General features: G+C 51.6%; 26 protein-coding genes. 13 read left to right on the forward strand and 13 right to left on the reverse strand.

What is annotated here, in order from left to right; genetic code table 11:
* The first annotated feature begins 767 nt into the window (after positions 1–767).
* From WC593_12785 to WC593_12795, 3 genes are all read left to right on the forward strand, one after another.
* Positions 768–1,313 (forward strand): ArsR family transcriptional regulator, encoded by a 546-nt coding sequence (locus WC593_12785; protein ID MFA4826021.1) that lies wholly within the window; start codon positions 768–770, stop codon positions 1,311–1,313.
* Positions 1,310–1,726: a HEPN domain-containing protein gene (locus tag WC593_12790; protein ID MFA4826022.1), complete on the forward strand. Its 417-nt coding sequence runs from the start codon at positions 1,310–1,312 to the stop codon at positions 1,724–1,726. The genes WC593_12785 and WC593_12790 overlap by 4 nt, the downstream gene beginning before the upstream one ends.
* A 122-nt stretch (positions 1,727–1,848) precedes the next feature.
* On the forward strand, positions 1,849–2,169 hold the full coding sequence (locus WC593_12795; protein ID MFA4826023.1) for a zinc ribbon domain-containing protein: 321 nt from the start codon (positions 1,849–1,851) through the stop codon (positions 2,167–2,169).
* A gap of 11 nt (positions 2,170–2,180) precedes the next feature.
* On the opposite strand, the gene WC593_12800 is transcribed toward WC593_12795, so the two are convergent.
* Positions 2,181–2,687: a hypothetical protein gene (locus tag WC593_12800; GenBank protein ID MFA4826024.1), complete on the reverse strand. Its 507-nt coding sequence runs from the start codon at positions 2,685–2,687 to the stop codon at positions 2,181–2,183.
* Between the two features lie 143 nt (positions 2,688–2,830).
* On the opposite strand from WC593_12800, the gene aspS reads away from it, so the two are divergent.
* The 3 genes from aspS to WC593_12815 all read left to right on the forward strand — a co-directional run bounded on the left by aspS (position 2,831) and on the right by WC593_12815 (position 6,085).
* Positions 2,831–4,123 carry an aspartate--tRNA(Asn) ligase gene (gene aspS / locus WC593_12805; protein MFA4826025.1) on the forward strand — a complete coding sequence of 431 codons (1,293 nt, stop codon included), beginning with the start codon at positions 2,831–2,833 and terminating at the stop codon, positions 4,121–4,123.
* Positions 4,124–4,195: 72 nt separating this feature from the next.
* The gene (locus WC593_12810; protein ID MFA4826026.1) at positions 4,196–5,101 is read left to right on the forward strand and encodes a methionine synthase; all 906 of its coding nucleotides are present in this window, start codon (positions 4,196–4,198) and stop codon (positions 5,099–5,101) included.
* A 114-nt stretch (positions 5,102–5,215) separates the two neighbouring features.
* Positions 5,216–6,085 carry an alpha/beta hydrolase gene (locus WC593_12815; protein ID MFA4826027.1) on the forward strand — a complete coding sequence of 290 codons (870 nt, stop codon included), beginning with the start codon at positions 5,216–5,218 and terminating at the stop codon, positions 6,083–6,085.
* Between the two features lie 69 nt (positions 6,086–6,154).
* Here WC593_12815 and WC593_12820 read toward each other — a convergent pair whose 3' ends face one another.
* Positions 6,155–7,156: a competence protein CoiA family protein gene (locus WC593_12820; GenBank protein ID MFA4826028.1), complete on the reverse strand. Its 1,002-nt coding sequence runs from the start codon at positions 7,154–7,156 to the stop codon at positions 6,155–6,157.
* A 134-nt stretch (positions 7,157–7,290) separates the two neighbouring features.
* Between WC593_12820 and WC593_12825 the strand changes: the two genes are divergently transcribed.
* The 3 genes from WC593_12825 (at position 7,291) to WC593_12835 (ending at position 10,320) form a co-directional block, all read left to right on the forward strand.
* Positions 7,291–7,941: an HNH endonuclease signature motif containing protein gene (locus WC593_12825; protein MFA4826029.1), complete on the forward strand. Its 651-nt coding sequence runs from the start codon at positions 7,291–7,293 to the stop codon at positions 7,939–7,941.
* Between the two features lie 1,071 nt (positions 7,942–9,012).
* Positions 9,013–9,711 carry a type 1 glutamine amidotransferase gene (locus WC593_12830; GenBank protein MFA4826030.1) on the forward strand — a complete coding sequence of 233 codons (699 nt, stop codon included), beginning with the start codon at positions 9,013–9,015 and terminating at the stop codon, positions 9,709–9,711.
* A gap of 117 nt (positions 9,712–9,828) precedes the next feature.
* Entirely contained in the window at positions 9,829–10,320 is a 492-nt protein-coding gene (locus tag WC593_12835) for a hypothetical protein (protein ID MFA4826031.1), read from the forward strand.
* A gap of 52 nt (positions 10,321–10,372) precedes the next feature.
* On the opposite strand, the gene WC593_12840 is transcribed toward WC593_12835, so the two are convergent.
* The 3 genes from WC593_12840 to WC593_12850 form a co-directional block, all read right to left on the reverse strand.
* On the reverse strand, positions 10,373–11,623 hold the full coding sequence (locus WC593_12840; protein ID MFA4826032.1) for a response regulator: 1,251 nt from the start codon (positions 11,621–11,623) through the stop codon (positions 10,373–10,375).
* Between the two features lie 159 nt (positions 11,624–11,782).
* Positions 11,783–12,406, reverse strand: coding sequence for an ATPase domain-containing protein (locus WC593_12845; protein ID MFA4826033.1), 624 nt, complete (start codon positions 12,404–12,406; stop codon positions 11,783–11,785).
* Positions 12,407–12,498: 92 nt separating this feature from the next.
* Complete coding sequence (locus WC593_12850; protein ID MFA4826034.1) at positions 12,499–14,040, reverse strand: class I adenylate-forming enzyme family protein; 1,542 nt, start codon at positions 14,038–14,040, stop codon at positions 12,499–12,501.
* 264 nt (positions 14,041–14,304) lie between these two features.
* On the opposite strand from WC593_12850, the gene WC593_12855 reads away from it, so the two are divergent.
* Complete coding sequence (locus WC593_12855; GenBank protein ID MFA4826035.1) at positions 14,305–14,604, forward strand: hypothetical protein; 300 nt, start codon at positions 14,305–14,307, stop codon at positions 14,602–14,604.
* A 106-nt stretch (positions 14,605–14,710) separates the two neighbouring features.
* Here WC593_12855 and WC593_12860 read toward each other — a convergent pair whose 3' ends face one another.
* Together WC593_12860 and WC593_12865 are read right to left on the reverse strand one after the other, a co-directional pair.
* Positions 14,711–14,944: a hypothetical protein gene (locus WC593_12860; GenBank protein MFA4826036.1), complete on the reverse strand. Its 234-nt coding sequence runs from the start codon at positions 14,942–14,944 to the stop codon at positions 14,711–14,713.
* Between the two features lie 190 nt (positions 14,945–15,134).
* Positions 15,135–15,707: an isochorismatase family cysteine hydrolase gene (locus WC593_12865; GenBank protein ID MFA4826037.1), complete on the reverse strand. Its 573-nt coding sequence runs from the start codon at positions 15,705–15,707 to the stop codon at positions 15,135–15,137.
* A gap of 70 nt (positions 15,708–15,777) precedes the next feature.
* Between WC593_12865 and WC593_12870 the strand changes: the two genes are divergently transcribed.
* A complete protein-coding gene (locus WC593_12870; protein MFA4826038.1) occupies positions 15,778–16,584 on the forward strand; it encodes a sulfite exporter TauE/SafE family protein in 807 nt (268 codons plus the stop codon).
* A gap of 16 nt (positions 16,585–16,600) precedes the next feature.
* Here the strand turns inward: WC593_12870 and WC593_12875 are convergent, their stop codons facing one another.
* Both WC593_12875 and WC593_12880 read right to left on the reverse strand, forming a co-directional pair.
* On the reverse strand, positions 16,601–18,082 hold the full coding sequence (locus tag WC593_12875; protein MFA4826039.1) for an MFS transporter: 1,482 nt from the start codon (positions 18,080–18,082) through the stop codon (positions 16,601–16,603).
* Between the two features lie 568 nt (positions 18,083–18,650).
* Complete coding sequence (locus WC593_12880) at positions 18,651–18,788, reverse strand: hypothetical protein (protein ID MFA4826040.1); 138 nt, start codon at positions 18,786–18,788, stop codon at positions 18,651–18,653.
* 1,005 nt (positions 18,789–19,793) lie between these two features.
* On the opposite strand from WC593_12880, the gene WC593_12885 reads away from it, so the two are divergent.
* Positions 19,794–20,660 carry an alpha/beta hydrolase gene (locus tag WC593_12885; GenBank protein MFA4826041.1) on the forward strand — a complete coding sequence of 289 codons (867 nt, stop codon included), beginning with the start codon at positions 19,794–19,796 and terminating at the stop codon, positions 20,658–20,660.
* A gap of 380 nt (positions 20,661–21,040) precedes the next feature.
* On the opposite strand, the gene WC593_12890 is transcribed toward WC593_12885, so the two are convergent.
* From WC593_12890 to WC593_12905, 4 genes are all read right to left on the reverse strand, one after another.
* The gene (locus tag WC593_12890; GenBank protein MFA4826042.1) at positions 21,041–22,972 is read right to left on the reverse strand and encodes a V-type ATPase 116kDa subunit family protein; all 1,932 of its coding nucleotides are present in this window, start codon (positions 22,970–22,972) and stop codon (positions 21,041–21,043) included.
* 26 nt (positions 22,973–22,998) lie between these two features.
* Entirely contained in the window at positions 22,999–23,313 is a 315-nt protein-coding gene (locus tag WC593_12895) for a V-type ATPase subunit subunit G family protein (GenBank protein MFA4826043.1), read from the reverse strand.
* Between the two features lie 13 nt (positions 23,314–23,326).
* Positions 23,327–23,527 carry a hypothetical protein gene (locus WC593_12900; protein MFA4826044.1) on the reverse strand — a complete coding sequence of 67 codons (201 nt, stop codon included), beginning with the start codon at positions 23,525–23,527 and terminating at the stop codon, positions 23,327–23,329.
* 276 nt (positions 23,528–23,803) lie between these two features.
* Positions 23,804–24,928, reverse strand: coding sequence for a DUF1646 family protein (locus WC593_12905; protein MFA4826045.1), 1,125 nt, complete (start codon positions 24,926–24,928; stop codon positions 23,804–23,806).
* Positions 24,929–25,269: 341 nt separating this feature from the next.
* Here WC593_12905 and WC593_12910 point away from each other — a divergent pair, with 341 nt between their 5' ends.
* Entirely contained in the window at positions 25,270–26,214 is a 945-nt protein-coding gene (locus WC593_12910) for a HEAT repeat domain-containing protein (GenBank protein MFA4826046.1), read from the forward strand.
* The last annotated feature ends 7 nt before the right edge of the window (positions 26,215–26,221 follow it).

The following is a 26,221-nucleotide window of genomic DNA, read 5'->3' on the forward strand; positions in this document are numbered from 1 at the left end:
GCGCAAGAGGGGGGCAATATATTACGTGAAAAACGTTTTCTACAATGCAATTATTTTTGAAAAATCCTAAAAAAATTTCTCCGCTCACAGAAAATCCGGAAAAAATTTCAGGCCTGCGAGAAAAATCAGAAAATTTTTTTTTGGAAAAATATGTGCACGCATTTACCCGCAAACCGGAATTATTCCCAACCAGTAAAAAATCCCACAAAACCCAATAAAATATCCAATTCTCCGACGTGAAAGCGATAACTGGCAACCAAGGGCATTTGCAGACCGTTTCTGCAAAAAAACCATGTGAAATATATGGCAATAAAAGTGACCAACAGAAGCCCGCTATTTCAACAGGTTTTATTCGGTTTAAAACGCTTCTTTTTCGAAAATACGCGTTTTAATCGATATTTTTTCGAGATGTTGACACCCCTTCCCAAAAACCCGAAAACCGGGTCCGGAAAATGGCAATCGGAGCCCGTATAGGGCTCAGAATAGTGTATCTCTTGGAACAGGGAAACTACCCGGATCCTGATTTTGTCTGACGTGCACCGGACCCCCTGTTCATGCAAATACTCCAGGAGTTTTCGATCGAACAGGGGTCTATTTTCACCAAAACGGAGCCCATTTTGAAGAGATACAGAAATCAAAGCCTGCAAAATGCCCGCAGTCGAGGTTTTCGCGATCAGAGTTAACTCATATTATGAGAGGGAAATGACCCTGATTTGGAGGGGTCTCTTGCACAATTCCTATATAGTATCGTTCATAATAATGAACATATGTTCAAAAGCATGAACATGCTCGGCACTCCCGCACTCGATACTCTCGTATTTCTCGGACGCCATTACCGTAACAGTTTCTATGTCCGGGAGCTGGCAAAGATACTCTCGATCAGTACCGGTGCTGCGAGCGGACAGCTCCGGGCACTGGAGGAATCTGGTCTTGTGACACACGAGCAGAAAGGGAGGACGCTCTTGTTCCGGGCCAGCATCTCGCATCCAATCGTGCGGGAAGCCAAAATTTTTGCAACCCTGCTTGAACTCTCGCCGCTCATCACTGCAGGGCAAAGCGGGATCGTGCGGATGATCCTCTTTGGCAGTTGTGCGGTGGGAGAAGATGCGGAGGAAAGCGATATCGATCTCTACATAGAAACAACCGATCGCCCTGCAGCAAAGACCCTGATATCGCTCTGTGAGCCCGGTGTGTCACGGAAAATTTCTCCCATCATCGTATCACCGGATGAGGCGGTGCAGATCCGGACCCGGGACCGCCCGCTGTTCGAGCGGATACAATCCGGAAAAATCCTTGTAGGTGAGCCGCTATGAGATATCGTTTCGATGAATGCCTGGAGCGGGGAAAGATCGTAAAAATCCCCATTGATCAGGGCCTTGTTGCAAAGGAACTTCACGAAGCAGAAGCGGATCTTGCCGCAGCAGAGCGATCGCTTCTGGAACACCAGGAGAAATGGGCGATCATCCAGGGATACTATTCGCTCTTTCACTCACTCAGGTCACAGGTATTTGGCAAAGGCTACCGTGAGAAGAGCCACCGCTGCCTGAAGTATGCAGTTGAAGCCCTGCTCGTTGATCAGGGAGCACTCGATCCGGTGGTGCTGGAACACTTTTCTTTTGCCATGGATCTCCGCGAAGGTGCTGATTATGGCTGCATCTATAACGCCGAGTCAGCGAGCATCGTGGTCGTGTCAGCACGAACGGTGTACGAGATGGTCAGGAATTAAAGAGACCGGGGCCATGGCCACAAGCCCTTCCTCTTTGACAAGGCAAAGACAAAGTCCCGGTCGGAGCGTATCTCTTTTCAAGTCAAAACCTTATTTTTGTAGGATCTATCAAAGGAAATGATATGTTTTGCTCAAAATGTGGAGCGCCAAAACCTACAGTTCCGACAAACTTTTGCACAAAATGCGGCACTCAATTCTCAAAAGAATCAATTGAAGATATCAGAGATAATTATCAGATTAATGTTGGAGTTTCTACTGCAATTGGTTTAAGTTCAGGAATAATTACAGGTATTTTTTCAGCAGCTATTAGTCAAATTTTTCATTTTGAGTGGTGGGGTTGGGCAATAATTTTAGTCGTAACTGGTGGTTTAATGACGATATTATTGTTTAGTTCATTTAAAACAATTAAAAATTCTCTTGAACGTCAATTAAAACGAAAATAGTATTAAAAAAGTTATACCGGCTGGGCATTCATGCCGGGGGGAATCAGCTTGTTGATGACCATCTCGGGGATCTGCCGGGAGGTCCTGACCGTCATGTCAAACAGGGCATTCTTGCCGGAAGTGCCGAGATATTTCAGGGTGATCTGGAAGTCCGTGTCCATCAGCGGGATACCGAGCGCCGTGATGCGGGCATGCTTCGGGTTGATGATCCGTTCCTGACCGACCACGAGTTTCTCCTTGACACCATCGACCTCGGTAACAACCTCATTCTCGTAGGTCATGACAAGGATCCTGCTGTTCCCGATTGTTACCGGTTCCCCGTCGGGCAGCGAGACCCGGTAGTTGTTGCTGTATGGAAAGGAAGTCCCGGTGTCTGATTCGATGACCGCTACTGTCAGGGTGACAACGGCGAGGACGCATATGACGGCAATGAGGGCCAGGATTCCCACAAGGACCTTTGTTCCGGTGCTCCACCCTTCCTTGCTCTCTGGTTTATCGTGTGCAGGAAAATTCGGCATGTTTTGCTCCAAGTGTACAGGAGAGAGGGAACTATTTACGGGTTTTGGATGATGGGAAGCTCTCATTGCACCGGTGCTGCAATAAAAACCGGCATTTCCCATAAAGTCCATTATCCCCCCCGACCCATTGTTATAGGATTTTGATGCGTATACCCATACAGTCAGTCACACCGGAGACCGGTCACGCGGAAGTCTGCGGTTTTGTCCATGAGGTCAGGGACCTCGGCGGCCTTGCCTTCTTTTTGATCCGCGACCGCACCGGCATCCTCCAGGTGACCATCCCCAAGAAGAAAGTGAGTGAAGCTGTGCTGGCCGCGGCAAAAGCCGTCTCCCGTGAATCCGTGGTACGGATCAGCGGACAGATCAAGGCAGTTGACAAAGCTCCCGGCGGGCGCGAGCTCATACCGGAGACGTTTGAGATCATCAGCCTTGCCGAGACCCCGCTGCCGCTCGATGTTTCAGAAAAGGTGTCCGTGGAACTCGACACCCGGCTCGACGGACGGTTCCTTGACGTGCGGAGACCCCGGGTTGCTGCCGTCTTTGCGATCCGCAGTGCCGCGATGCACGCGATAAATGATTATCTCCACCGCGAAGGTTTCATCTCCATCACCACCCCCAAGATCGTGGCCGCCGCAACCGAAGGCGGCACCGAACTCTTCCCGATTGCTTACTTCGACAAGGAAGCCTACCTCAACCAGAGCCCGCAGCTCTTCAAGCAGATGATGATGGCTGCCGGCCTTGAGAAGGTGTACGAGATCGGGCCGATCTTCCGGGCCGAGGAGCACAACACCACCAAGCACCTCAACGAGGCAACGAGCATCGATATCGAGGTCTCGTACGCGGACCACATCGAAGTGATGCGTATCCTGGAAGATGTTGTGATAAAGACGTACGAGTATGTGGACAAGACCTGCTCCGACCATCTCGCGAACATGGATATTACGGACTTTGCGGTGCCGAAAGGCCCGTTCCCCCGGCTTCCCTACAGCGAAGCGATCGAGATCGCGAAAAAGAAGATCGAAGACCCGATCAAGTATGGCGACGACATCGGCAGCGCTGCCGAGCGGGCGATCGGTGCCGAGATGGGAGGTCACTACTTCATCGTGGACTGGCCAACCGAAATCCGGCCGTACTACGCAATGCCCTACGAGAACGATCCCACCATCTGCAAGGCGTTCGATCTCATGCACCCGAGGATGGAACTTTCGAGCGGTGCCCAGCGGGTCCACAACCACGACCAGCTCGTGCAGCAAATCGCAAAGAAGGGCCTCAACCCCGAGAGCTTCGACTTCTACTTAAAGCCGTTCCGGTACGGCATGCCACCCCACGCCGGCTGGGGACTGGGCGCAGACCGGCTCATCATGACGATGCTCGGGTTGTCAAACGTCCGCGAGGCAGTCCTCTTCCCCCGTGATATGCACCGGCTCGTGCCGTAATACCCCGACCAATTACTATTTTTGCACCCGGGTCAAAAGGGTGTACGAAAAAACAGGAGTTCCGGACCGGTTATGGCAAAGGAATATTTCATCAACAAGGTGCTGGCGACAACCGTGGTGGGCAGCTACCCGGTGGTCAAAGGCGGAGGCTTAAAAAGCCTCTTTGATCCGCTCCACTCCGCAGTCGAGACAGCGGTTGCCGACCAGATCACTGCCGGCATCGATATCATATCGGACGGCCAGGTGCGGGGCGATATGATCGGGGCGTTCACCGCAAAACTGCCCGGCATCCGGGAGCAGCAGGTGATCGGCAAGGTGCAGCCGGCCGACGGGCCGATAACGGTCGCTGACACGAAATACGCCGTGTCAAAATCCCCGAAAGTAAAGGGGATTATTACCGGGCCATCCACGCTCGCCCACGGCCTGCATATCAGCACGCCGATGTACCGGAACAAGGAAGAACTCGCCATCGATCTGGCCTCCGCCCTCATTGTCGAAGCCCGCAGCCTTGAAGCGGCCGGTATCACCCTGCTCCAGATCGATGAACCGATCTTCTCGACCGGGATTGCCGACCTGAACGTGGGCAGGGAAGCAATCGAGGCGATCACGAAAGCGGTCCGCATCCCGACCTGCATGCATGTCTGCGGGGGCCTGGGAAATGTGCTTGACGAGATCCTCAAGTTCAACGTCAACGTGTTCGACTTCGAGTTTGCCAACAACACGGCCAACATCGACCTCCTCTCCCGGCGGGACCTGGGCGGGCGGATGATCGGATTTGGCTGCGTGGACTCCTCGATCGACCGGGTTGAGACCGTTCCCGAGATCCGGAAGCGGATTGAAAAAGGCGTGGAGATCTTCGGGCCCAGGACGATGCTCATCGATCCCGACTGCGGGATGCGGATGCGGAGCCGGGAGTCTGCCTACTGGAAACTCAAGAACATGTGCGAGGCCGCAAAGGAAGTGCGGATCGCACTGTAGATTTTTTCAAACATTTTTTTTGTTTTTCCCATGTTTGCGAAGAATTATTTTCCGGCTTCGCCTATTAAGTGACAACCCGGTTTCCTGATGATTAATCGGTTATGAGGATCTTCCATGAACACTAAACTGACAACAATTCTGGCAATTGCCCTCATGATCTGCCTTCTTGCGGTGGCGGGTTGCACGAATAACTCCGGCACCTGCCCGGCGCCTGCAACAGGTCAGATTCCGGCAGTCCAGCCCCATCCGGCCGTATCGTACAACGTGACACCCGTCAAGTATGCACAGGTCAACGGCGTTACGCTGGGGTACCGGGAATTCGGTGCCGGTGAGCCACTCCTGATGATTGAGGGATTTGGTGCAACCATCGATACATGGAACCAGACCTTCATCGGCATCCTCGCCACGAAATACCATGTCTATACCTACGACCACCGGGGGATGGGCTACAGCAGTGACAATAACGCGACCCCCACCATCCCGCTGTATGCGGAGGACGCTGCCGGCATGATGACCGCTCTCGGTTATGACAGCATGCACGTGTACGGGGTCTCCATGGGATCCACGGTCTCCCAGCAGCTGGTCATCGATCATCCCGAACGCGTACGGAAACTGGTACTCGATTCGGTGACGTACAGCATCCGGATTCCCGAGACCAGGAGACTGCTCTACACGATAGAAGCAGCGGGAATCGATCCCAACCAGACCGCGGGTGTCCACCGGGAGGCACAGGCAAATCTTGCATGGAACGGCTCGTATGCCGGTCTTTCCGGCATCCAGAAAGATGTCATGCTGGTCGTGGGGACGGATGATGTCCTGACACCGGAGGCAGTAACGCTCCAGATAGCCGGGCAGATCAATGGCTCGTGGCTCGTGCGGTACAAGGGACTCCCGCATGCCGCGTCCCACTATGCTCCCGTAGATTACGGGAATAATGCACTCGCATTCTTCGGCGCGAATGAGTCGGCGCCGTGGAGTACGTAATTTTTTAAGAAACTCAAAGCAAATGTCTCTTTACTTTGTCTTGTGTATTAACGTCTAAAAGAACGTGTATCAACAGAAATCTTCTTTTTTTAATTCTGTGTATGCGTTTATTGTTTTATTGAACCCATTCATTATTTCTTGTCGTTTTTTTGCTTCATCTTTATCTGACTGTCGTTTTCTTGCGTCTGCTTCGTTTTGTCGTTTTCTTGTGTCTTTTTCATACTGGCGCTTTTGAGTTTCCTCTTCGTCCTTTTTTCGCAACTCCTCATTAATTTTTTGCAGTTCTTCGAAATGTTCATCAAAGTATTTTTGTTGCTTTGCAATGCGCAATTCTTCCATTACATCGCTTAATTCTGCTCGAACGGCCCACAATTGTTTTTGTTTTGCTTCATAATCCCGATGATGATGTGAAATTTTTAATTCGTCGATATCAGAAAAAGAGGGATTTTTCAAATATTGATTGATAAAATCAATTTTCCTAATAAACCTTCCATAAAACCATCTTGCTCGCATATTATCATAGTCATCAAACTCTCTTATCCAAAACATTTCACCGTCATCAAAATCCAAAAAAATCGGGCATGGATGAAGGGGCCGAAAAAATCCCTCACTGAAACTTTTTACTTTGACGTAAGAATCGCCAAACATTGGAAGATACATTTTCCTTTCGGTTATTTCCAATATTTTGTCTTTTGAAAAATGAATTACCCAAATCATTTTTACATAAAAATTCTCTCGCTCCTGACGTTCATCAATGGATAAGGGTTTTCTCTGAAATTCGAAGATAATTTCAGAAGGTGATGGTAGTTGAACATCGGCTCTGTGCTTAATCCCGTCTTTTATAATTGTAATCTCTCTAAATTTTTCTTCAACAAAATTTTTCCATTGACGATGCCAATCCGTTTCCCCTTCCCACCACGGATCACAATCTTCACGGGTTTTGTGCGCCCAATGATGGATTCTAATTTTGCCACATTTAGGAATTAAAAATTCGCCGCATAATGAGCAGAATCCTTTGGCTCCGGGACTTGCAACTATCCGCTCATTATTTTCAGATAAAGCAAATTCCATTGAGTTAATGATTATTTTACGACTTGAAAAATAATTTCATAAATTTTTTTCATCAATCAGAGGGCAGTGTCTCTAAAGTAAATTGCATTTTTCACGAAAAATATTTTCCATTCACGAAATTTAATAATATTTGTATGAGTGATCCAAAAGTAATCACAAAATCATACGGGATACTTGGAGTAACAAAAGTAAATCGAGAAAAATGTGAGAAATTAATAATTGCAAAATATAAAAATGGAAAAACGCTTAAAGAAATATCCGATCTTGTAAAAAAGTTTTGGATTAAAGTCGGAGAAAAAAAGTATGGTAAAAATACACGTTTTTTCATTCCATTAAAAACTCCCAATGGTGTGGCTTATACTTTGCATAAACATGATGTAATTACTGATGAGGAATTAAAGAATATTCTTAGACAAAATCGTTTAGAAATTGAAAGAAAAAGATACGCTCTACGCAAAATGCGAAAAACCATTCAAGAGAGTCAATGCGAGATCTGCGCTGGAACATTAAATCTTGAAGGACATCACATAAAACCAATTATTCAAGGAGGAGCGGATTCTTCTGAGAATATTATGATTTTATGTTCGAACTGTCATAAGATAATTACCAATGGATATCATTCAAACAAACCCGAAGAACATAAGGTTATTAAATGTTATTCAGAATTGTTAACGAAAAGAAAAATTCAACATAAATATTGCTATTATTCCTCAGAACAGTTTTCTGAAATCAATCGTTCACTTTTCAAAAAAATTGGAGGAGTATGTTTTATCCGAGTCGTTTAATGTCAATTTTATATCGGGGAGTCTTCTGGTAAAAATTCAGGATAGGTTTAACCAACCACTTACAAAATCCAAGTATTTCGGTGTGGCAAATTGCTTGTTATCCCCACTAAATATTATCCACGTTCCCCCCAATTTCTCCGACGTGATCACATCTTCGGGCAACAATGCCCTTTTCCATCGCCTTTTTCACCCCCTATGACCTGAAATGGGGTGGCAGAAAACACAGACCAACCGGAGCCCGCTAAATTGCATGGTCTAATTCTATTTTAAACACGTATTTTCGAAAAATAATCGATTAAATTGATATTTTCTGTGAGCGTTGGCACCTTTTCCATTGGAACCGGAAAATGGATCCAAAAAAGGGCAAACGGAGCCCGCAAAGGGCCCGGAATAGATCATCTCTGGTCCCGGACAACCACCCGGAGTCCGGCCTTTCCCGGCATGAAAAAGATCCCCTGTTTGTGCAAATACTCCAGGAGTTTTCGATCGAACAGGGCCTCATTTTCACCCCAATGGAGCCCATTTTGGCGAGTTCCCGGAATCAAATCCCGCAAAATGCCCGGATTAGGGGTTTTTTGATCGGAGTTCACTCGGTTTTCGGTAGGGGAAAATAATCGATATTTGTGAGGATTCCCCGCATAAGGGCCTCTCCGAGGCACGGCGGGGCAGAGGCTTTTAGCTTTTCCGAAGGGGGGGGGTCACGCTCGCATCTCCGCAGAGAGAATTGATTGATCCGGATAATTTTTTTCAATCACAATCACAATCGCCATTGTAGTTGAAAAATTTTCATTTACACTCGGGTAATTTTTATTTTTTAAACGATATCTACGCAAAATTTTTCAATCAAAATCCGGTTGAAAAAAAATTGCAAATATTTCAAGAAATTGTTTCGAGGGCAGGTTACCGAAACACGTACCCATCGACCCGGGGTCATGAAGTCGGGACCGTTCCCTTCATTTATTTTTTTTTGTGGAGGGTGTAAGGAAATCCCATGTCGACAGAAGATCTCGTGCCCCCACCACCACAAACCCGAAATATCCCTCGTCAAAGATACTAAAGCAAGGAACCACCATGTCGGAAAAATCGGACCACCCCCTCCGGGTCAGGGCATTCCAGCACTCACCTTCAGAACCGCTCGGTTATTTTGAACATATATTTTCCGAACAGAAGATCCCGTTCGAATACGCCCGGCTCTGGCAAGGGGACCCGGTCATCATGGACAACGCCACCCATCTCGTCTTCCTGGGCGGGCCGATGAGCGTGAACGATGAGGCGGAACTCCCTTGGCTCAAAGAAGAGAAGGCACTTATCCGGCGGGCGGTAAAGAAGCGGGTGCCGGTGCTCGGCCTCTGTCTTGGCGCCCAGCTGATTGCGTCAGCCCACGGAGCAACCGTATACCGGTTTGTAAACGAGACCGGTTGGTGCCCGGTCCACACAACACCCGATTCCACCGGGGTCTTTGCATCCTTCCCGGATACTTTCCACGTCTTCCAGATGCATGGCGAGACATTCCACGTGCCGGTGGGCGGAAAGCTCCAGTGCCGGGGTGGGGAGGTCCCGCACCAGGGCTTCCGGCTCGGGTCTGCACTCGGGCTCCAGTTCCATCTCGAAATGACGGAAAACCTGATCCGGGACTGGACAAAAGGAGAAAGAAAATTCTTACAAGAGAAGATCGGGCGCGATACGGAGCGGTACCTTGCTGAGAGCAACCGGCTGTGCCGGCTGGTGGCCCGGGAATTTTTGTACGGGGATTTGCCGAATGTCCACTGATACGATAAAAAAACTGGATCGCGTTACTTCACTCTCAACCCGTCAATACGGGGAAAGCCAAGGTACGTGCGGAGAGAACGCAGGTGTCTTAATCCGGGGCCCCAGATATTCTTTGCTATGAAGAGTGCTTTTTGCCTGCTTATCCTGTCCGCCCTCATCCTCTGTGTCCTTGCCGCGGGATGTGCGCAGCCGGCCCCCCGGGCCGTCCCCGTTACAGTAACACCAACCCCCTTACCGGTCTCCACGCCCCTGCCGGCACCGTCCCCGGCTCCGGTAACCTGCTCGCTGAATCCCGGCCCCACACAGGAGGTACCGGCGTACGAATCGGTCAGCATTTCCGTGGACCGGAACACGATAACCGAGAACCCGACCATCACCACGAGATTCAATGGCGGCCAGGGTCTCGGTATGATCCAGAGGATGGCAGTCACCGTTATCCGCTCGGACTGCATCACCAGACAGGGCTTACAGGACAATCCCGGTATCGGGACAAGTGTGACCCTGATGGGCACTACCGGCACCGATCGCGTGATCGTGGTGGTTACCATGACCTCGGGGAATCAGTATACGGTCATCGACAAGGACTATCCATTCCCGAGGGGCATCTAAACCGGGATTGGTTGTTCAGGTTTAAAAAAAACTAACCTTTTTACCGGAATTTTTATTCAATAAAATGAAGGGTGACGCGAAGATCCGTATCCGTGAAGGGTTTAACAATGAATCCCGCAGGCTGGACTTCCTTTGCCCGGTCGAGGATCTCCTGATCGCTGTGACCCGAGAAAAAAATAATATGTGCATTGGAATTGGCTTTAATTAACCGGGCTGCATGAATCCCGTCCAGTTTTCCGGGCATCATAATATCCATGAATACCAGATCCGGCTTTAGGTTCTCCGAGAGTTTCACCGCTTCTTCTCCGGACTCTGCCATGCCACACGTTTCATAGCCAAGAAGTTTCAGCCGCAGCTGTAAAAGATTCCGGATAATCTCGTCATCATCAACGATCATGACTTTCTGTTTTTTGGTAACAGGGTACGAGACGGGCTTTAATGGGGTGCTTCGGGGAGGGGTCCCGGGTGCGCTCACGCTATCCGGTTCCCCGGTTTTACCGGCGGTTGCCTTTGCCGGTGGAGCTGAAATGTTCTTCAGGTTAACCGGGGCATCACCCGGAGAAACGGCACCCTCTTCCAAACTTGTCGTCTTTATGGCAGGGTTGAAATTGAACACGTTCCGCTCCTTGGAACCATACTGCCTTACCCCGGGGGAGAACTCAGAAAATACTTCGAGGGCATTTCTTCCCATTCTTTTTCGCGACATGACCTGCCGGAGATCTTCTTTTGAGAACACTTTCTCTATGGCGTCAAGGTCAGGTACACTGAGATCACTCAGGCCAAGCACGACAAAAAGGGCAGGAATATCCCGGAAGTCAAAGACATTGGAGAGCAGTTCTTTCCCGGCCTTTCTTATCAGCGCCGGTCGCACCCGTTTGTCGCAGGCAGTAACGAGCATATGGAGCCCGGTTGTTTTTTCATGCACGAATCCGGCGATGTCTGCAAGGTCCGCGATCATCACGAGCGCCGCCCTGTCCATCATCCCGCCTTTTTTTATTACGTTCAGGATGAAAAAACCCTGGTTGGCGCAGTCGGCTTTAATAAATTCGCAGAGCATTCGCTCGTTCTCCCCACCAAACCGGTGTTGCCCGCTTTCCATCTGGTCTATCAATTCCTCGGGTGTCAGGTATAACTTTGAAAAGAGTGTTGCCCAGGCCTCATACAGCAGGCCGTGCTCAGCCTTGATGGATCCTGCCTTCAGGCAGGACTCGAATATGCTGAGCAGCTGCTCGGGCGTGTACCTCTCCATCTGGGTTATTTTAGTAGTTGGTATGGGAGTACGGAGCATCGTATGGATACTCAATATCGGTCTTTTCCGCGAATATAGGTTTTTATTTAGAGAAAAATTTCCATGGACCCGGTGAATATACCATTATCAGCAATCCGGAACCGGGAATAACAGCCGACGTGCCAGGAATTTTTTTTAAAAGAAAATCCGGCAGGATCTCCTGCCGGCAGGGAATTACACGACCCTTGAGGTGGTCGAGGCTTCAATACCCTTATCGGTGATGACGAACGGCAACAGCCGCTGGGGAGCAGCTGCGTCCTTTATTTTATACACAGCAAGCGTTCGCTCGATCTCTGCCTGGTGAATCTCGGTCTTGAACTCGATCACGAGATCTGCTGCCCGCATGATCCTCGTCATCTCCATCGGCGTGTGGATACCGGTGTACACCACAAACAGCAGGTTCGCGCCGCGTTTCTTTATCTCTTCGCGGGCCTTGCGCAGGAATTTGAGCGCTTCGTCGATGCCATACTTGATGATAATGGTCGAAAGCGAGTCCACCACGATCCTGCCGCCCGCCATCTGGGAAAGGTACATTTCGGGATGGAGATCGGTAACATCGATCATCCCCGTTTCGAGATCCCCCTCGTTGAGCAGGTACGTGCCCTCTTCTCCCCCCTCTGCCTGCCAGAACTGCTTTGAGGCAAGATCGACTCCAGCAAGCGGCGTCCCGTAGATCATGATGAGGGTCCCCTCAGGATAACCCCCGTCAAGGAGCAGGTTGAGCCCCACGATACCGGTGGTCCGCTTCCTGACCTTCCCGCTCACGGAAAGGTCCTGTATGCGGCTTTTTACGTCCATAGAGGATGCAACGGCTAATATTATTTACAGCCGGCTTAAATGGTTTGTGGGAGCCCTGAGGATTTTGTCGCAGAATATCCCGCTAAATAAGATTACGAGCCCGATCCGCGGAACATTTCCCGGAGCTCCCTGCGCAGCAGTTTCCAGCCATGGACCCGGGGCAGTGAATCCACGACAACCAGTTTTCTGGGGACCTTGTAGCCGGCAAGATAATCCCGGCAGTAACTCTCCAGCTGGGCTTCGGTGAGCACCATGCCGGCCTTGATGACAATGGCCGCAACCGGCACTTCCCCTTTGCGTTCATCGGGAATGCCGAAGACTGCCACATCGGCAACGGCCGGGTGGCGGATGATCACGTTCTCGACTTCGGTCGGGTAGATCTTCCAGCCCGACATGATGATCATGTCCTTCTTCCGGTCCGTGATGATCAGGATGCCTTCTTCATCCATGTACCCGATATCCCCGGTCAGGAACCAGCCGTCGTGCCGGAACACCTCGGCCGTCGCTTCCGGCTGCTGCCAGTACCCCTGCGCAACCGAAGGGCCGCGAAGCGCGATCTCGCCGGTTTCGGCAGGTGCCATCTCCTGTTCAGGGTTTGCGGTATCAACGATTTTTACTTCCACGTATCCCACGGCAACGCCAACACTCTGGTATTGTCTGGTCAGGTGCGGGTACTCGGGCAGGGTGGTTGTTCCTGAGCCGATCACGATCGTCTCGGAGAGCCCGTACGAGTTGGCAACCGGGATGTGATACCGCTGGTCGAAAGCTTCCCAGACTGCCGGGAGGAGTTGCCCGCCCCCGGAAATAATTACGCGGGCATGCCCCAGGCGCTTTTCAGTGCCCGGCGGAGCGGTATTGAGAGAGTGAATGACCGGGGGCATACCTGCCAGCACGGTGACCTTGTACTGGTCGGCAAGCGTAAGGTACTGGTCGAGCTCAAAGCGCTCCATCATCACGTACGTGCCACCGGAGCGGAGCATTGCCAGCCCCCACGAGAGCCCTACGTGGCCCATCGGGTAAATACCGAGATACACGTCTTCAGGGCGCATGCGGAGGGCTTCACGCTCGGCATCGAGCGCCATCATCCAGTTGCCGTGCGAGAGCATCGCACCTTTGGGTTTGCCGGTGGTACCGGCGGTGTACTGGATATGGCAGAGATCATCCAGTGCGCAGTTCGTCGCCCGCATGCTGGCCGGGGCATCGGGAAAGGAAGACCACGCAACCGATCCCGCGCAGGAACCGGAAGTGCAGATGATATGCGTAAGCATCGGGGACTGTGCCCGGATGCCGGCAACAACACCGATACCCTGGCTGTCGGTGATCACCGCAACGGCACCGGCATTGTTGATCGTATGCAAAAGCTCCTCGCCCCGGTACACGATGTTGGTCGGGACAGCAACGGCACCGATCCGCCAGATCGCAAAGTAGCTGATGAGATACTCGGGCGAGCTGTCAAGGTAGATGCAGACCCGGTCACCCTTTTTTACGCCAAGGTTCATGAGCCCCAGCCCGATCCGGTTCATCTCATGCCGGAGTTTTCCGTAACTGTACGTCTCGTTGCGGGAAGGGCAGATGAGCGCTGCCTTGGCCTCGGGAACACTCTTTGCATCAAGCAGGGTGGTGACGTTGGACATGATTGACCGGGCGGATTATGGTGATACAATTTAAGACGTTGGGGTATTTAGGTGTGCATTATTCTGGACTGGGCAATACGGCTCGGGGACAGCATCCATGCTCACCGGCATATCCGGAGTTTTTAAAACCGGATTCCGGTGTTATTTCTATGACAGGGCGGTACGTGAAGGTGCGGAAATACCAGCCATCCGGACTTTCGCTGCCGGGCAATAACAGGGCAAACTATTTCTGTAACGAATCCCGTATTATCTGTCCTGACACATATGGCTGAAGATACCCCCAATCCACAACCGTCCCCAACTACCCAAAACGCACAGAACCCCCGGAGAGAGGGGCCCCGGCATCATAGCAGCCGCAGGTACCACGGCTACCGGGAACAGGCTCCGCGACCAGCGGCACCGCAGGCTGAAAAACCGCAGGAACCAAAAGAGCTCAGCCTGGATGATGAAGAGACAGAGCAGGACCGGAGCGCTGCCCCGCCCCGGCAGTCCCGGGGAGGGGGCAGGGGTAAGCCGCCGAAACGGGTCATCGAGGAATGGGCCAACGATATCTATTGTGAGTAGGGATGCCGGGGCATTCCGGTATTCTTTTTCTTTTTATTGCACAGTTTTTTTAAAACTCACTGTTGATTATGTTTTTATTAAAAATGATAATGGGTTTTACAAATTATTATTCCATGAATAAGCTATCAATTGTTTTGTTTGTGAAATACTGTTTCAATATCATACCAATCATGAGAATGATAATGATGCTTGTCCCATATAGTTCCAATAACCCAGCTGTTGATACGATAAAAAACCCTAGAAAAGCAATCAATATTGCTTCAACCGTGTAAAAGGTCGATTGCGCATTTAATTCCAAGTTCATTTTTACAATTTTTTGTTGAGGAGTTAAGTTATTCATAAATGTCTTCATCGTTCAATATTGAATAATTGTTGTTTTGAAAATATCTGAAGAAAATTCCGGATATTCCGGTAAATTTTGAGTTCCGGAAAGAACCAATAACGAAAAAGCAGTTTTTGTTTTGATCTTCGGATTTTACCGAACCGATTGCCGGGGTCAGGAGTGAAAACAGGGATTTGATCCGGGAGGTTTATTGGGCATCCAGCAGAGCGGCCACATCCCCCGATTTGACAATCTTAACGCCGATATTCTGCATATCCCGGATATTTGCGAGGTGCACCTCTCCCGAGGCAGCCCCGGTTGCATCGCCGACCAGCACCACCGGGTAATTATACGCAATGCCATCGAAGACGGTTGTCCGGATGCAGTTCGGGGTCTGGATGCCGCAGACCACAAGCGTAGTAACGTGAAGGGTCCGGAGCACCAGGTCGAGTTCCGTGCCAATGAACGCACTCATGCGGGTCTTGGTGAGCACATGCTCCCCTGCCTCAGGTGTTAGTTCATCAATAACTGCGGCCCCCGGGGTGCCGGCAACGGCAAAGGGCTGCTTCCGGAAAAGATCCTGCCGGATGATTTCCACGTCCGACCCATCGGACCGGTGCACCCGCAGGATATGAAAGACCGGCAGCTTTCGTTTCCTGAACTCGGCAAGCACAGACTGGATCTTGGGTATTACGGCTGCGGATCCGGCAACTCTCAGCGGCTTTCCTTCCAGTACGAAATCGTTCTGCATATCGATGATGAGCAGTGCAGGTCGTCCCATGGTTATTCCCCGTTAGACTATTGATACCCGGGATATAATAACTCTGCAGAAGATTTCCGGAGCCAAAAAAATGGAACCCCTCATCCAGTATGCCTGCCTCTTTTTCACGGGGATTGTGTCCGGTACCGTATCCGGGGCCTTTGGGGTCGGGGGCGGCTCTTTGATGACGCCCGTCCAGTTCTGGCTGTTTACTGCCGGTGGAATGGACAGCACGCTTGCCACCCGCCTTGCGTTCGGCACATCGCTTGCCGTGATCATCCCGACAATGATAAGCGGGGCTCTCGGCCATCACCGGCACGGAGCGGTGGACTGGAAGGCTGCCGTTCCGATGGGGTGTGCCGCCATCTTCGGGGGCCTTGCCGGGGGAATGGCTGCTTCCCACATCCCGGGCAGCGTGCTCCGGCTGTTCTTTGCCGTATTTATTCTCATCATGGCTGTCCGCATGATCTGGCAACTCAGGGAATGCCGTGTCTGCGAGCCCCGGGGATCGGCTGTGCAATATATTGTTATCGGGTTCTTCATCGGCATCTTATCAGGATTGACCGGGCTCGGCGGCGGTGCCCTGCTGGTACCGATCCTCGTCATCCTGCTGGGCTACCCGATACACCGTGCAGTCGGAACGTCCTCGGCCTGCCTCATCTTCTCCGCAGCCGGGGCTGTGATTGCGTATGCTATTAACGGGTTCGGGATTGCCGGGCTGCCGCCATACTCAATCGGGTACGTGGATCTCGTAACCTTTGCAATCCTTGCCATCACGACCATCCCGCTCGCCCGGCTCGGCGTGCGGTGCGCCCACAGCTGCTCAGGCCGTAACCTGCAGATCATTTTTGCCGGGCTTCTGGTGCTGATAGGTATCCTGATGCTCGTGAGCGGGTGAAAAAGTTATCCGGGTCTCACAGCATCCCCATGCCGGCTGCTGCTTCAGTACAGGCTTGATCCTTGCACGGCACCTCGCGGATCAGGAGCGAGAGCACGAGCACCAGTGCGCCCAGTACGGTCCCGAAGATGAAGACCGCGTGGAACCCGCTCACGAGCATAGGCATGGTAATGCCGGCGACTCCCGTACCGGGTTGTATCCCGGAGAAAGCCGTGATGATGAAGAAGGTCCCGTACATCGCGACGGCGATCACCGACCCTATGTTGCGGGCTGTCATGGCAATACTCGATACCACGCCCTCGCTGCCCCGGGGGGAGAGCCCGAGGATCAGGTTGAAGTTCGGCGGGATGAAGAGACCAGCTGCTGCACCGTTCAGGGCAAGTGCCACGATGATGAACCAGAACGCGGTGTTCTGGGTCATCTGGAGGAACAGGATGTTTGCCGCGATGTAGCAGAGCGCTGCCGCTATGCAGATCCGGCGCGATCCCACCCGGTCCGAGAGGCGGCCAGCCAGCGGCCCCATCACCATCAGGGCAACTGCCGGGACCATCAGGAAGAGCCCGGCGATATCGGTCTTCAGTCCCTTGACAATTTCAAGGTAAAAGGGCATGATGAAGCTGGTCCCCGAGACCAGCATCATGCCGATCATGGCGGCGAAGTTCGCGAGCGAATAGTTGTGATTCCGGAAGAACGAGAGATCGATCAGCGGGGCAGGGCAGCGGGACTCCCAGGCAACGAAGGTTACCCAGAAGATCACAGAGCCAAACACACTCGCGATGATGACGGGCGAGGTCCAGCCGAGCGTTGTGCCCATGTTCATCGCAAATACCAGCGTGCCGAGCGCTGCGAAGAGGATGCCGGCGCCGGTTGCATCGAAGTGCTGCTGCCGGTCTCCGACCGCCACGTTATCCTTCGGCAGCGCCCGGCTCCCGAGCAGGATCGCGATGATGCCGACCGGGACGTTGATTAAGAAGATCCAGTGCCAGCTCAGGTACGTGGTGAGGAACCCGCCGAGCACCGGCCCGGCTGCAACCCCGACCGAGACGAACGTGGTCATGATACCGAGCGCCTTGCCCCGGCTCGCGGCCGGCAGATACATCGTGATCATCGCACCACCAATGGCCTGGAGCATCGCCGCCCCGATTGCCTGGAGAATCCGGAAGCCAATCAGTTCACCGATGGTCATGGAGAGCATGCCGCAGGCAAGCGATCCAATGGCAAAGATTGCAAATCCCCAGAGGTAGACTTTCCGGTATCCCCGGATATCGGCAAACCTGCCGAACGCGATGAGGGTGGCAGAGAGCGTCAGGAGGTACGCCATCGCGACCCACGAGACTATCGTGATGGAGGTATCGAAGTATGTCGCCATCGTGGGGAGCGAGATGTTGACAATCGTGGTGTCGAGAGATCCCATGAAGCCCGCCACCGAGACGAGGATCAGGAGGAGTTTCTGCTGGAGCGGGTCTTTGATGACGTCATGGCCGGCCGGGGATTCCATGGACAAAAGTTTGGTACAGGGAACTGATGAAGGGTGCGGGTTTGATTTCGGTTGCGTGACCGGGAATGTTTCCGGTCAGTTGGGGGTGGAAATATTTTCTTGCGATGGCGAGTGAGAAATGTATCCGGCATCAGCAGACCTTGGTTGAAAAATCCCGGGCAGACTTTGATTTTAAAATTTACCGGACCCTGAATGAAAATTTTTGCTCTGTAGAAAACCTTTTTTTATAATATGTTGCCCCCCTCTTGCGCCACCAGTCCCCCGTTGGGGGACGGGCGCAGTGCGATAGCCCGAGTAAGGTTACAGGTAATACATCGTCATCGCAATGGGGGGTGCCCCAGTGGCGGGGGCGAAGCCCCCGAGAGCGATCAGAGTTTTCTAAATGAATTCTACAGAGCAAAAAAATTTCATCGCCTTTATGATCGTGATTGAAAAAAATTATCCGGATCATTCGATCTTCTCAGTGGAAGTCGGGAGCGGGAAGCCCCGCTGGAATTTTTTTATCAATCCTTCCGGGCGATCCGGTTAAAAAAAAGTTCCGGGTCTCCCCGGCAAAAAATTATCCGGCTCACTTGAGTTTTTTATCGAGCTTCTTGAGCTTCTTCTTGGCGCTCTCGCTGCCCGCAGCAGCCTGCTTCGAAAGTTCTTCTGCCTTGACCTTCTTCGCCTGGTTCAGCTTCACTAATTGTTTCTTACTTGTTGGCATACAATCACCTCGCAACGCCTTTGTCTGATTCTCATTGGCTTTTTTCCTTCTTAAAATATCCCTGTACCGTTGTACCAGCGGGGGGATGCCCGGGCGGCGGGGGCAGAAGCTCGAAGTGCAAAGAGCCCCCAGGAGCGATTCCTTTTTCCTTCCCCAATTGTGGTATTTTCCCCTCCCAAAAACCGAGTAAACTCCGTTCTCAAAAACCCTCAATCCGGGCATTTTGCTGACTCTGATTTCTGTATCCCGCCAAAATGGGCTCCGATGAGGTGAAAATGAGGCCCTGTTCGATCGAAAACTCCTGGAGTATTTGTATGAACAGGGGGTTCTTTTCATGCCGGGAAAGGTCGGGCTCCGGGCAATTGTGGGGGTCCGGAGATGATCTATTCCGGGCCCGTTACGGGCTCCGTTTGCCCTTTTTTGGATCCATTTTCCGGGTCCAGTGGAAAATGTGCCAACGCTCACAGAAAATATCAATTTAATCGATTATTTTTCGAAAATACGCGTTTAAAACAGAATTCGACCGTGCAATTTAACGGGCTCCGGTTGGTCTGTGTTTTCTGCCACCCCATTTCAGGTCATAGGGGGTGAGAAAGGCGATGGAAAGACCCGCTGTTGCTCTATATTGCGATCACGTCGGAGAAATGTAGGGTGAGAGGCAGGTAGGAGACGTTGCCGGTGATGCAACAGTTCCTCCAACCGGGAGTATTGCAGCGGTAGTGGCCGACCGGTACGGCTATGACGGAAAACTCGCATCGGCCATTATCTGTACGTATCTCCTCAGCCTCGTGACCCTGCCCCTCTTCCTGATCCCGATACCCGGTCTGTAAAGAGATGAGCGAAAAGCGACCTGGCCCGCTGAGAGATTCTGCATTCGCCATTGAAACCTGTTCTTGCGCTGTTGAAAAAAAGCGGGATTGAACCGGGAGACAAACAAAAAGAATTATTTTTCAGGGTTAAGCACAAATTTCACCATCGGAAAAACCTTTTACCGAGGATCCCGTTATGAACAAAAACCACATTTTCATCCTGGCAATTGCTCTCACTATCTGCTTCATCGCCATGGCGGGCTGCACAAGTGCTCCCGGCGCCACTGCCCAGCAACAGGTAAAACCAGCGCACAACTATCCGACCGTCTCGTTCAATGAAACCCCCGTCAAGCACGTTCAAGTCAACGGGGTTTCGCTGGGGTACCGGGAATTCGGTGCCGGTGAACCGGTCCTGATGCTCGCGGGATTCGGCGAGACCATCGATTCCTGGAACCAGACGTTCATCGGCATCCTTGCCACGAAATACCATGTCTACACGTACGACCACCGGGGGATGGGATACAGCAGCGACAATAATGCGACCCACACCATTGCCCTGTACGCCGATGACGCTGCCGCGATCATGCCCGCTCTCGGGTATGACAGCATGCATGTGTACGGCGTGTCCATGGGATCCTCGATCGCCCAGCAGCTGGTCATCGATCACCCCGAACGCGTCCGGAAACTGGTTCTCGATTCTGTTTCCTACAGCGTCCGTATCCCGGAAACAAAAACACTGCTCGGCATTCTCGAATCGGTTGCCGCTCCCAATTCGACCTATCCTGAGGGGATACGGCATGAAGCAGAAGCTGACCTCGCCTGGAACGGGTCATGGGACAAGCTATCCGGCATCCAGAAGGATGTCATGCTGGTAGAAGGTACGGCCGATGTCATTACGCCCGATGCGGTTGCAGCCCGGATGACCACGCAGATAAACGGCTCGTGGCTCGTGCGGTTCAAGGGACTTCCGCATATCGGATCCCAGAAGGCACCGGTCGAGTACGGGTTGAACGGGCTCGACTTCCTCGGCATGAATGAGTCTGCACCGTACGCAGCGCCATAATTTTTTTTTTGGGACCGGGAAAATTTTCCCGGAAACAATTTTGAAATTTTTTTATCACCTTTTTTGTCGGGAGAAATCTTAAAGAATCTGAATTGAGATCGCATTTTTAAAAAAAATCTATGATGGGGGAAAAATTTTGGACCGGGAATCGTTTGAAAAATTCAGCAGACCTTGATTTCTATTTTTCAACCAGACTCTGCCTAAAAATTTTCAATCGGATCTTGATTAAAAAAATTTAACCGGACTTTGATTGAAAAAAGTTAACCAAAGTTTAATAAAAAAATCCGGCATCCATCGGTCCAAATGGTAAACTATTGCCTTACGATTACAGGAAGCCCCCATATCCTAGGACCGCTCCTGAACCAGACCCCCTCCGGAACCTACCTCACAACCTCATCTACAACCGCCTTCTTAAACGGTTTGTACACCACGCCGCCCCCGGTATAAAACTTCGAGAAGAACTCCACGATATGCAGACGCATTGAATGGATAGAGGGGCTGAACATGGCAAGCACAATATTCAGTGCGTGCAGCAGCAATGCGACGATGATACCGATGATCGCGATCTCGAACGACTCCCCGAGCCGGTTTGCTACCATGGCAAGGATCACGGATGCCATCCCGATTGCCATCAGCCGGGCATAGGAGAGGATGTTGCCTACGGTACTCATGACCTCGATCGTCCCGAATACCCCCGCCCCAAAGAGGATCAGGGGCAGAGCGATAATTACCAGGATCCCGGCAGGATAGGCCGCCGTCTCCGGGGCAAGACCGGCCAGCATGATGACCGCGGTAATGAGCCCGGTGAGCATGAGCAGCATACCGGCTTTTTCAGCAAGGTGCTTTTTGCTCTTGGTGATGATCGCATTGCGCATCCCGATGATGAGACCTAAAAAGACATGGATGATGCCAATCATGACCGCAAGGATCAGCATGGGGATCATGGCCTCGACCCGGTTCCACGTGATCCCGAGGAAATGAACCGGGTGAATCCATCCCATGATCTCGCCGAAATCCCCGAAAAATTCTCCGAATAACCAGCCGAAGATGATGGTCGGGATCGACGAGATGATGAGGATGTCTGCCATGCTTGCGGCAAAGGCAATAGCCCCGTACATCTTTTTGATGAGCAGGGCGATGAGAAGAATGACGATCCCGTACCCGATGTCGCCCACCATGATCCCAAAAAAGAGCGGGAAAAAGATTGCAAGGATCGGGGAGGGATCGATCTCCCGGTACCGGGGAGGGGAGACGAGCTGCATGATGACTTCGAAGGGTTTTACCCAGCGGGGATTATCGTAAAAGACCGGCGCTTTTTCCATATCCTTTTCCGTTGTGTCCAGTTCTTTTACGATAACCCGATCAGAGAACACATCTGCCAGGGATTTTTTTACCTGTTGCACCTTTTTTTTGGGAATCCATCCCATGATGACGAAGGTATATTCCGACAGGGCAAAATTCGAAAATGCCCCCAGCTCGTCGTTCATATCCTCAAGGGTTTTTTTGAGGATCGCCAGTTCCTGGTACCAGTCGGATGCAAGGGTCAACTGGTCATCATCGATTTTCTTAATCTCATCGGCTGCCCGGAGCTTGTTCTCTTCGATCAGGGCAAACATCTCGTAAAACGGTTTTCCCATATATTCCCGGGGCAGGCGCACCTCGTTCACATTGACCGAGTAAATGAAGGAATGGACCTGTTCGGAATGGCGCTTGTTAAAGACCATGATGGCAGCGATCGTATCCGCATCAACATTTGTCGATGTCATCTCGAACTGGTTGCTGGTGATCGTTTCCAGTTCCTTTTTTATCAGGTCAACGACATCGCTGTGTTCTTTTAAGATTAAGAGGATCGTGACTTCAAATCCCTCCAGCAGGGGCAGTTCGCGTTCGAGCGGCTGGAGGATATCGAGGACTTTTGCATAACGGTTTAAGGCCGTGACGGATAAGGTAAGTTCACTCTTCCGCGATGCAAGATCCCGGGTGGTATTCTCAAGTTTCCGGATAATTTCCTGCGCGCGCAACAGGACCTGTTCATGATCCTGTTTTCGGATGGACAGTGCGACTTCCCGCTGGCGTGCCGTATCATCGGTTACTTTGGGAAGTGTGGAAAAGATCCCGTTGATCTTTCCCAACACTTCAGCTACATCGGTTGCGGTATCCAGTACCACTTTTTGTAAGGGGATCTCCTTTGGAGAGACCGACTGCGATACATCTTCGAGATGAAGTGTCCCTTCCTGGTACAACAGGTCAACGACATGGTTGAATGCCGGTTTTGGCCCTATCACCTGGATTCTTTTCATCTGCTGGAGCATACGGTTCCCTGCCGGACATTACCGGGCTACTTCATGGTCACATAGCGTACAATGGCATCCGCAGCCATGGGAATGTTTTTTTTGCCTTTTTCTGCTTCGGTTTCTGCTTTAAGTCCCGTTTCCTGTTTCAATTGTTCAATCCGGGCCCCGGTCCTGCCTTTTTCCCGCCAGTACACCTCTTCAGCTGCGGTTTTTCCTTCGGCATCTGCGGTGCACAACAGGTTTTCTGCATCAGTTCTTGCTGCAGCAATTGATGCTTCCGTTCCGGCTCTCGCATCTTCTATCTTTTTTGCCACATCCTGTTCTTTTTCCCGAATCTGCTGGAGCAGTGTCTTTTCCATATCCTTACCTCCGTTACAGCCCGTGCTTGCGTTTCAGGATCGAAGTAACCCCGCATTGGGGAGTGGCGGCCCCGGATCGCGCCTTCTCCTCTTCCGTCTGCCCGCGTCCCCGTAGTTCACGCGCTTTCTGGGCTGCCTCTTCGATTCGCTGGCGGCATCTCCCAACAGCCGTGTTTTTCAGGGCATTAATCGCTGTTAAAATATTCTGGGCCATTGCGTTGAGACACCTCCTGATATATTCAATTGGTCTATACCATCGAAGGTGAATAAATAGTTTCTTATGTCCCGTCAGGGAAAGAAAACCATGATTCTGCCAGGGCTCCTCTTCCTCAAATGTCTGCGATAAGCAGGGGGGGACATTCGGGTAAAAGCGGAGTGTCTTCGGATTTATCCCTGCATTTTTCTGCAATTCTTTACTGCCTGTAATGCTGCGGCAGGAATCCCCCGCATTGACGGATAGCGAACACCGTGCAGGTGAAAAAGGGGTTATTCAGGTAATGCCCAGGTACGCGGGCACGAAAAGGATCGCAAAGAAAATGAGCATCAGGGCAAGTCCAAGGGGTAAGCCGTATCTCGCCCACTCCTTGCTGGTGATCCCCATTTTGCCGGCTGCAATGATATTGGGAATGTTGCCGGGAATCAGCATACCCCCGGCGATTAAAAGTCCCATCAGTGCGCTTTTAATCTGGATCAGGCTGAGTTGCGGCCCGATCTCTGCTGCAGCAAGGGTCGCATTGTCGAGAACCGCAGATACGATATTCACCCAGTAAAGACCCTCTGATGGTATCTGGATGATATACTCAAGGATGAGCGGCTTGAATCCCTCTCCCAAGAAGACCAGGGCCATGATGAACAGGTACACTTTACCTGCGCGGATCACGACATCGCGGATGCTCTCGCGGACGAGCCGGCACTCAAGACCCTCCGTGCCGGTACCCTGCCGCTGCAGGAAAATCACCCCAAGAATCCCGAGTGCAAGGATACCGGGGATAACATAGATCCCCAGCAGATCGAGAAGGAAGGTAAATCCTGCATGGTACGGATCGCCGGACAGTTTGGAGATGGCGATTGTCGAGAGCGGCTCACCAAGCGGTGTGAGGGCAGCCCCCAGGCCGATAGAAAAACAGGAGATCACCGTAACGCCGATCTTTTCCTGCCGTCCGAGCGGGAGGGCGCAGATAATTTCTACGAGGATGATGGCAGCTAAAATTGCTGAGATAATGCTGGATACAATACCAAGACCACAGATCAGGAAGAAAACGATGATGGAGATTGGCACCCGGTTTACCATGGTCTGGATGGCCGCCTGGATCTGCGTGTGGGCAAAATAAATAACCAATCCCATGATGAGAACGATCTGGACAATACCTACGGGTATACCGGCAACCGTTGTGATCATGATCGGAGCAGCAAGTGCCTCAAGGACTATTGCCGTTGTCCATCCGAATGTTTCGCCGTTCACAATCGCAAAAGTGGCAACGCTCAGTGCAGCAATTCCGCAGGTGAAGAGAAACACCTCAAGATTCTCTTCTATCCTTTTGACTTTGAACGGGAGCACCAGTACAAGAATAAATATACAGATGAGCAGGATGTTGACGATCATGAGTTGTTCCATAATAACCGGTTCCGGTGCAGAGCGCTGGTAATAGCAGGTATTCGATTGCCGATCACAAAACAGTGATCCTGCTCGTATTGATGCACCGCCTTTCAGTATCTGCCCGTAAATTATTACCTGTTACTATCTTACCGGTGTTCTCATCTCTCTGACTGAGAACTATTCCCGATTTGAAATCACCGCGGTACTTTCTTTCCGGAACAGAGATTTTCGTTCCGATAAGTGTTTACTGGTGGTATTGAACCTCATGGAAATGTTTACCAATTTCTCATCGATAGATACGATCTCCCTGACGAACAACACACAATTCATTTATCTCTCCTTTGCTAACGTATCATCAGATGGAATTCATTCCGCGGTTTTTCCGGCAGAAACGCCTCCTTTACCTTATGGTGCCCATTGTGGTGGAACTGGCTTTTTTTGACCGTTTCAATCCCGCGGAACTTCTTAGGCCGGATGTAAAAAAACTCACGGAGCGAGGGGATATTGCAGGTCTTGCCCGCCTGTTGGAACATAAGGAACCCCAGGTCCAGTACGAGGCCGCAGAAGCGCTGGGAAACCTCGGCGACGAAAAAGCGGTCGGGCCGCTCATCACTGCATTAAAGCGGGACGAGTTCAGCGGTGTGCGGTGGAAAGCGGCAGAAGCGCTCTCAAAGCTGGGAAATCCTGCAGTAGGGCCGCTCATCGCAGCACTCCAGTACCCGGATGATGATGTCCGCTGGAAAGCCGCAATTGCGCTTGGTGAGATCGGGAACCCGGATGCCATCGATCCTCTCATCGCGCTCCTTGCCGATGACGACCGGTTTGTGAGAAGCCGGGCTGCACATGCACTCAGCATGATCGGTGAAATAGCAGTCGGGCACCTCATCCAAGCACTTAAATCAGGGGATCCGGCTACGCGGCGGGGGGCGGCACTGGCACTGGGAAAAATTAAAAATGCCAGTGCCGTTGAACCGCTGATCCTTGCACTCGCGGATGAACAGGCTATGGTCAGGGCAGAAGCTGCAGCTGCGCTCGCATCCATCGGCACTCCTGCTCTTGGTCCCCTGCTGGGTTTTTTAAAGGGCGCAAAGGGAGAGACCCGTATCGAAGTGATGACTGCACTCGGGGAGCTGAAAAACGCAGATGCAATCGAGCCTCTTGTCCAGCTCCTCGAGAATGCGGATGATGATGAGCGGCAGGCAATAGCCGATGCAATCGACGCTATCCTGATCCCGGCGGTTGAACCGCTGGTGTGCAGGATACGGGATGGAACCCCAAAAAAAGAATGCAATCTGAGAAAATGAGGTAATC

This window comes from Methanoregula sp. (assembly GCA_041645435.1).
Classification (GTDB): Archaea; Halobacteriota; Methanomicrobia; order Methanomicrobiales; family Methanospirillaceae; genus Methanoregula.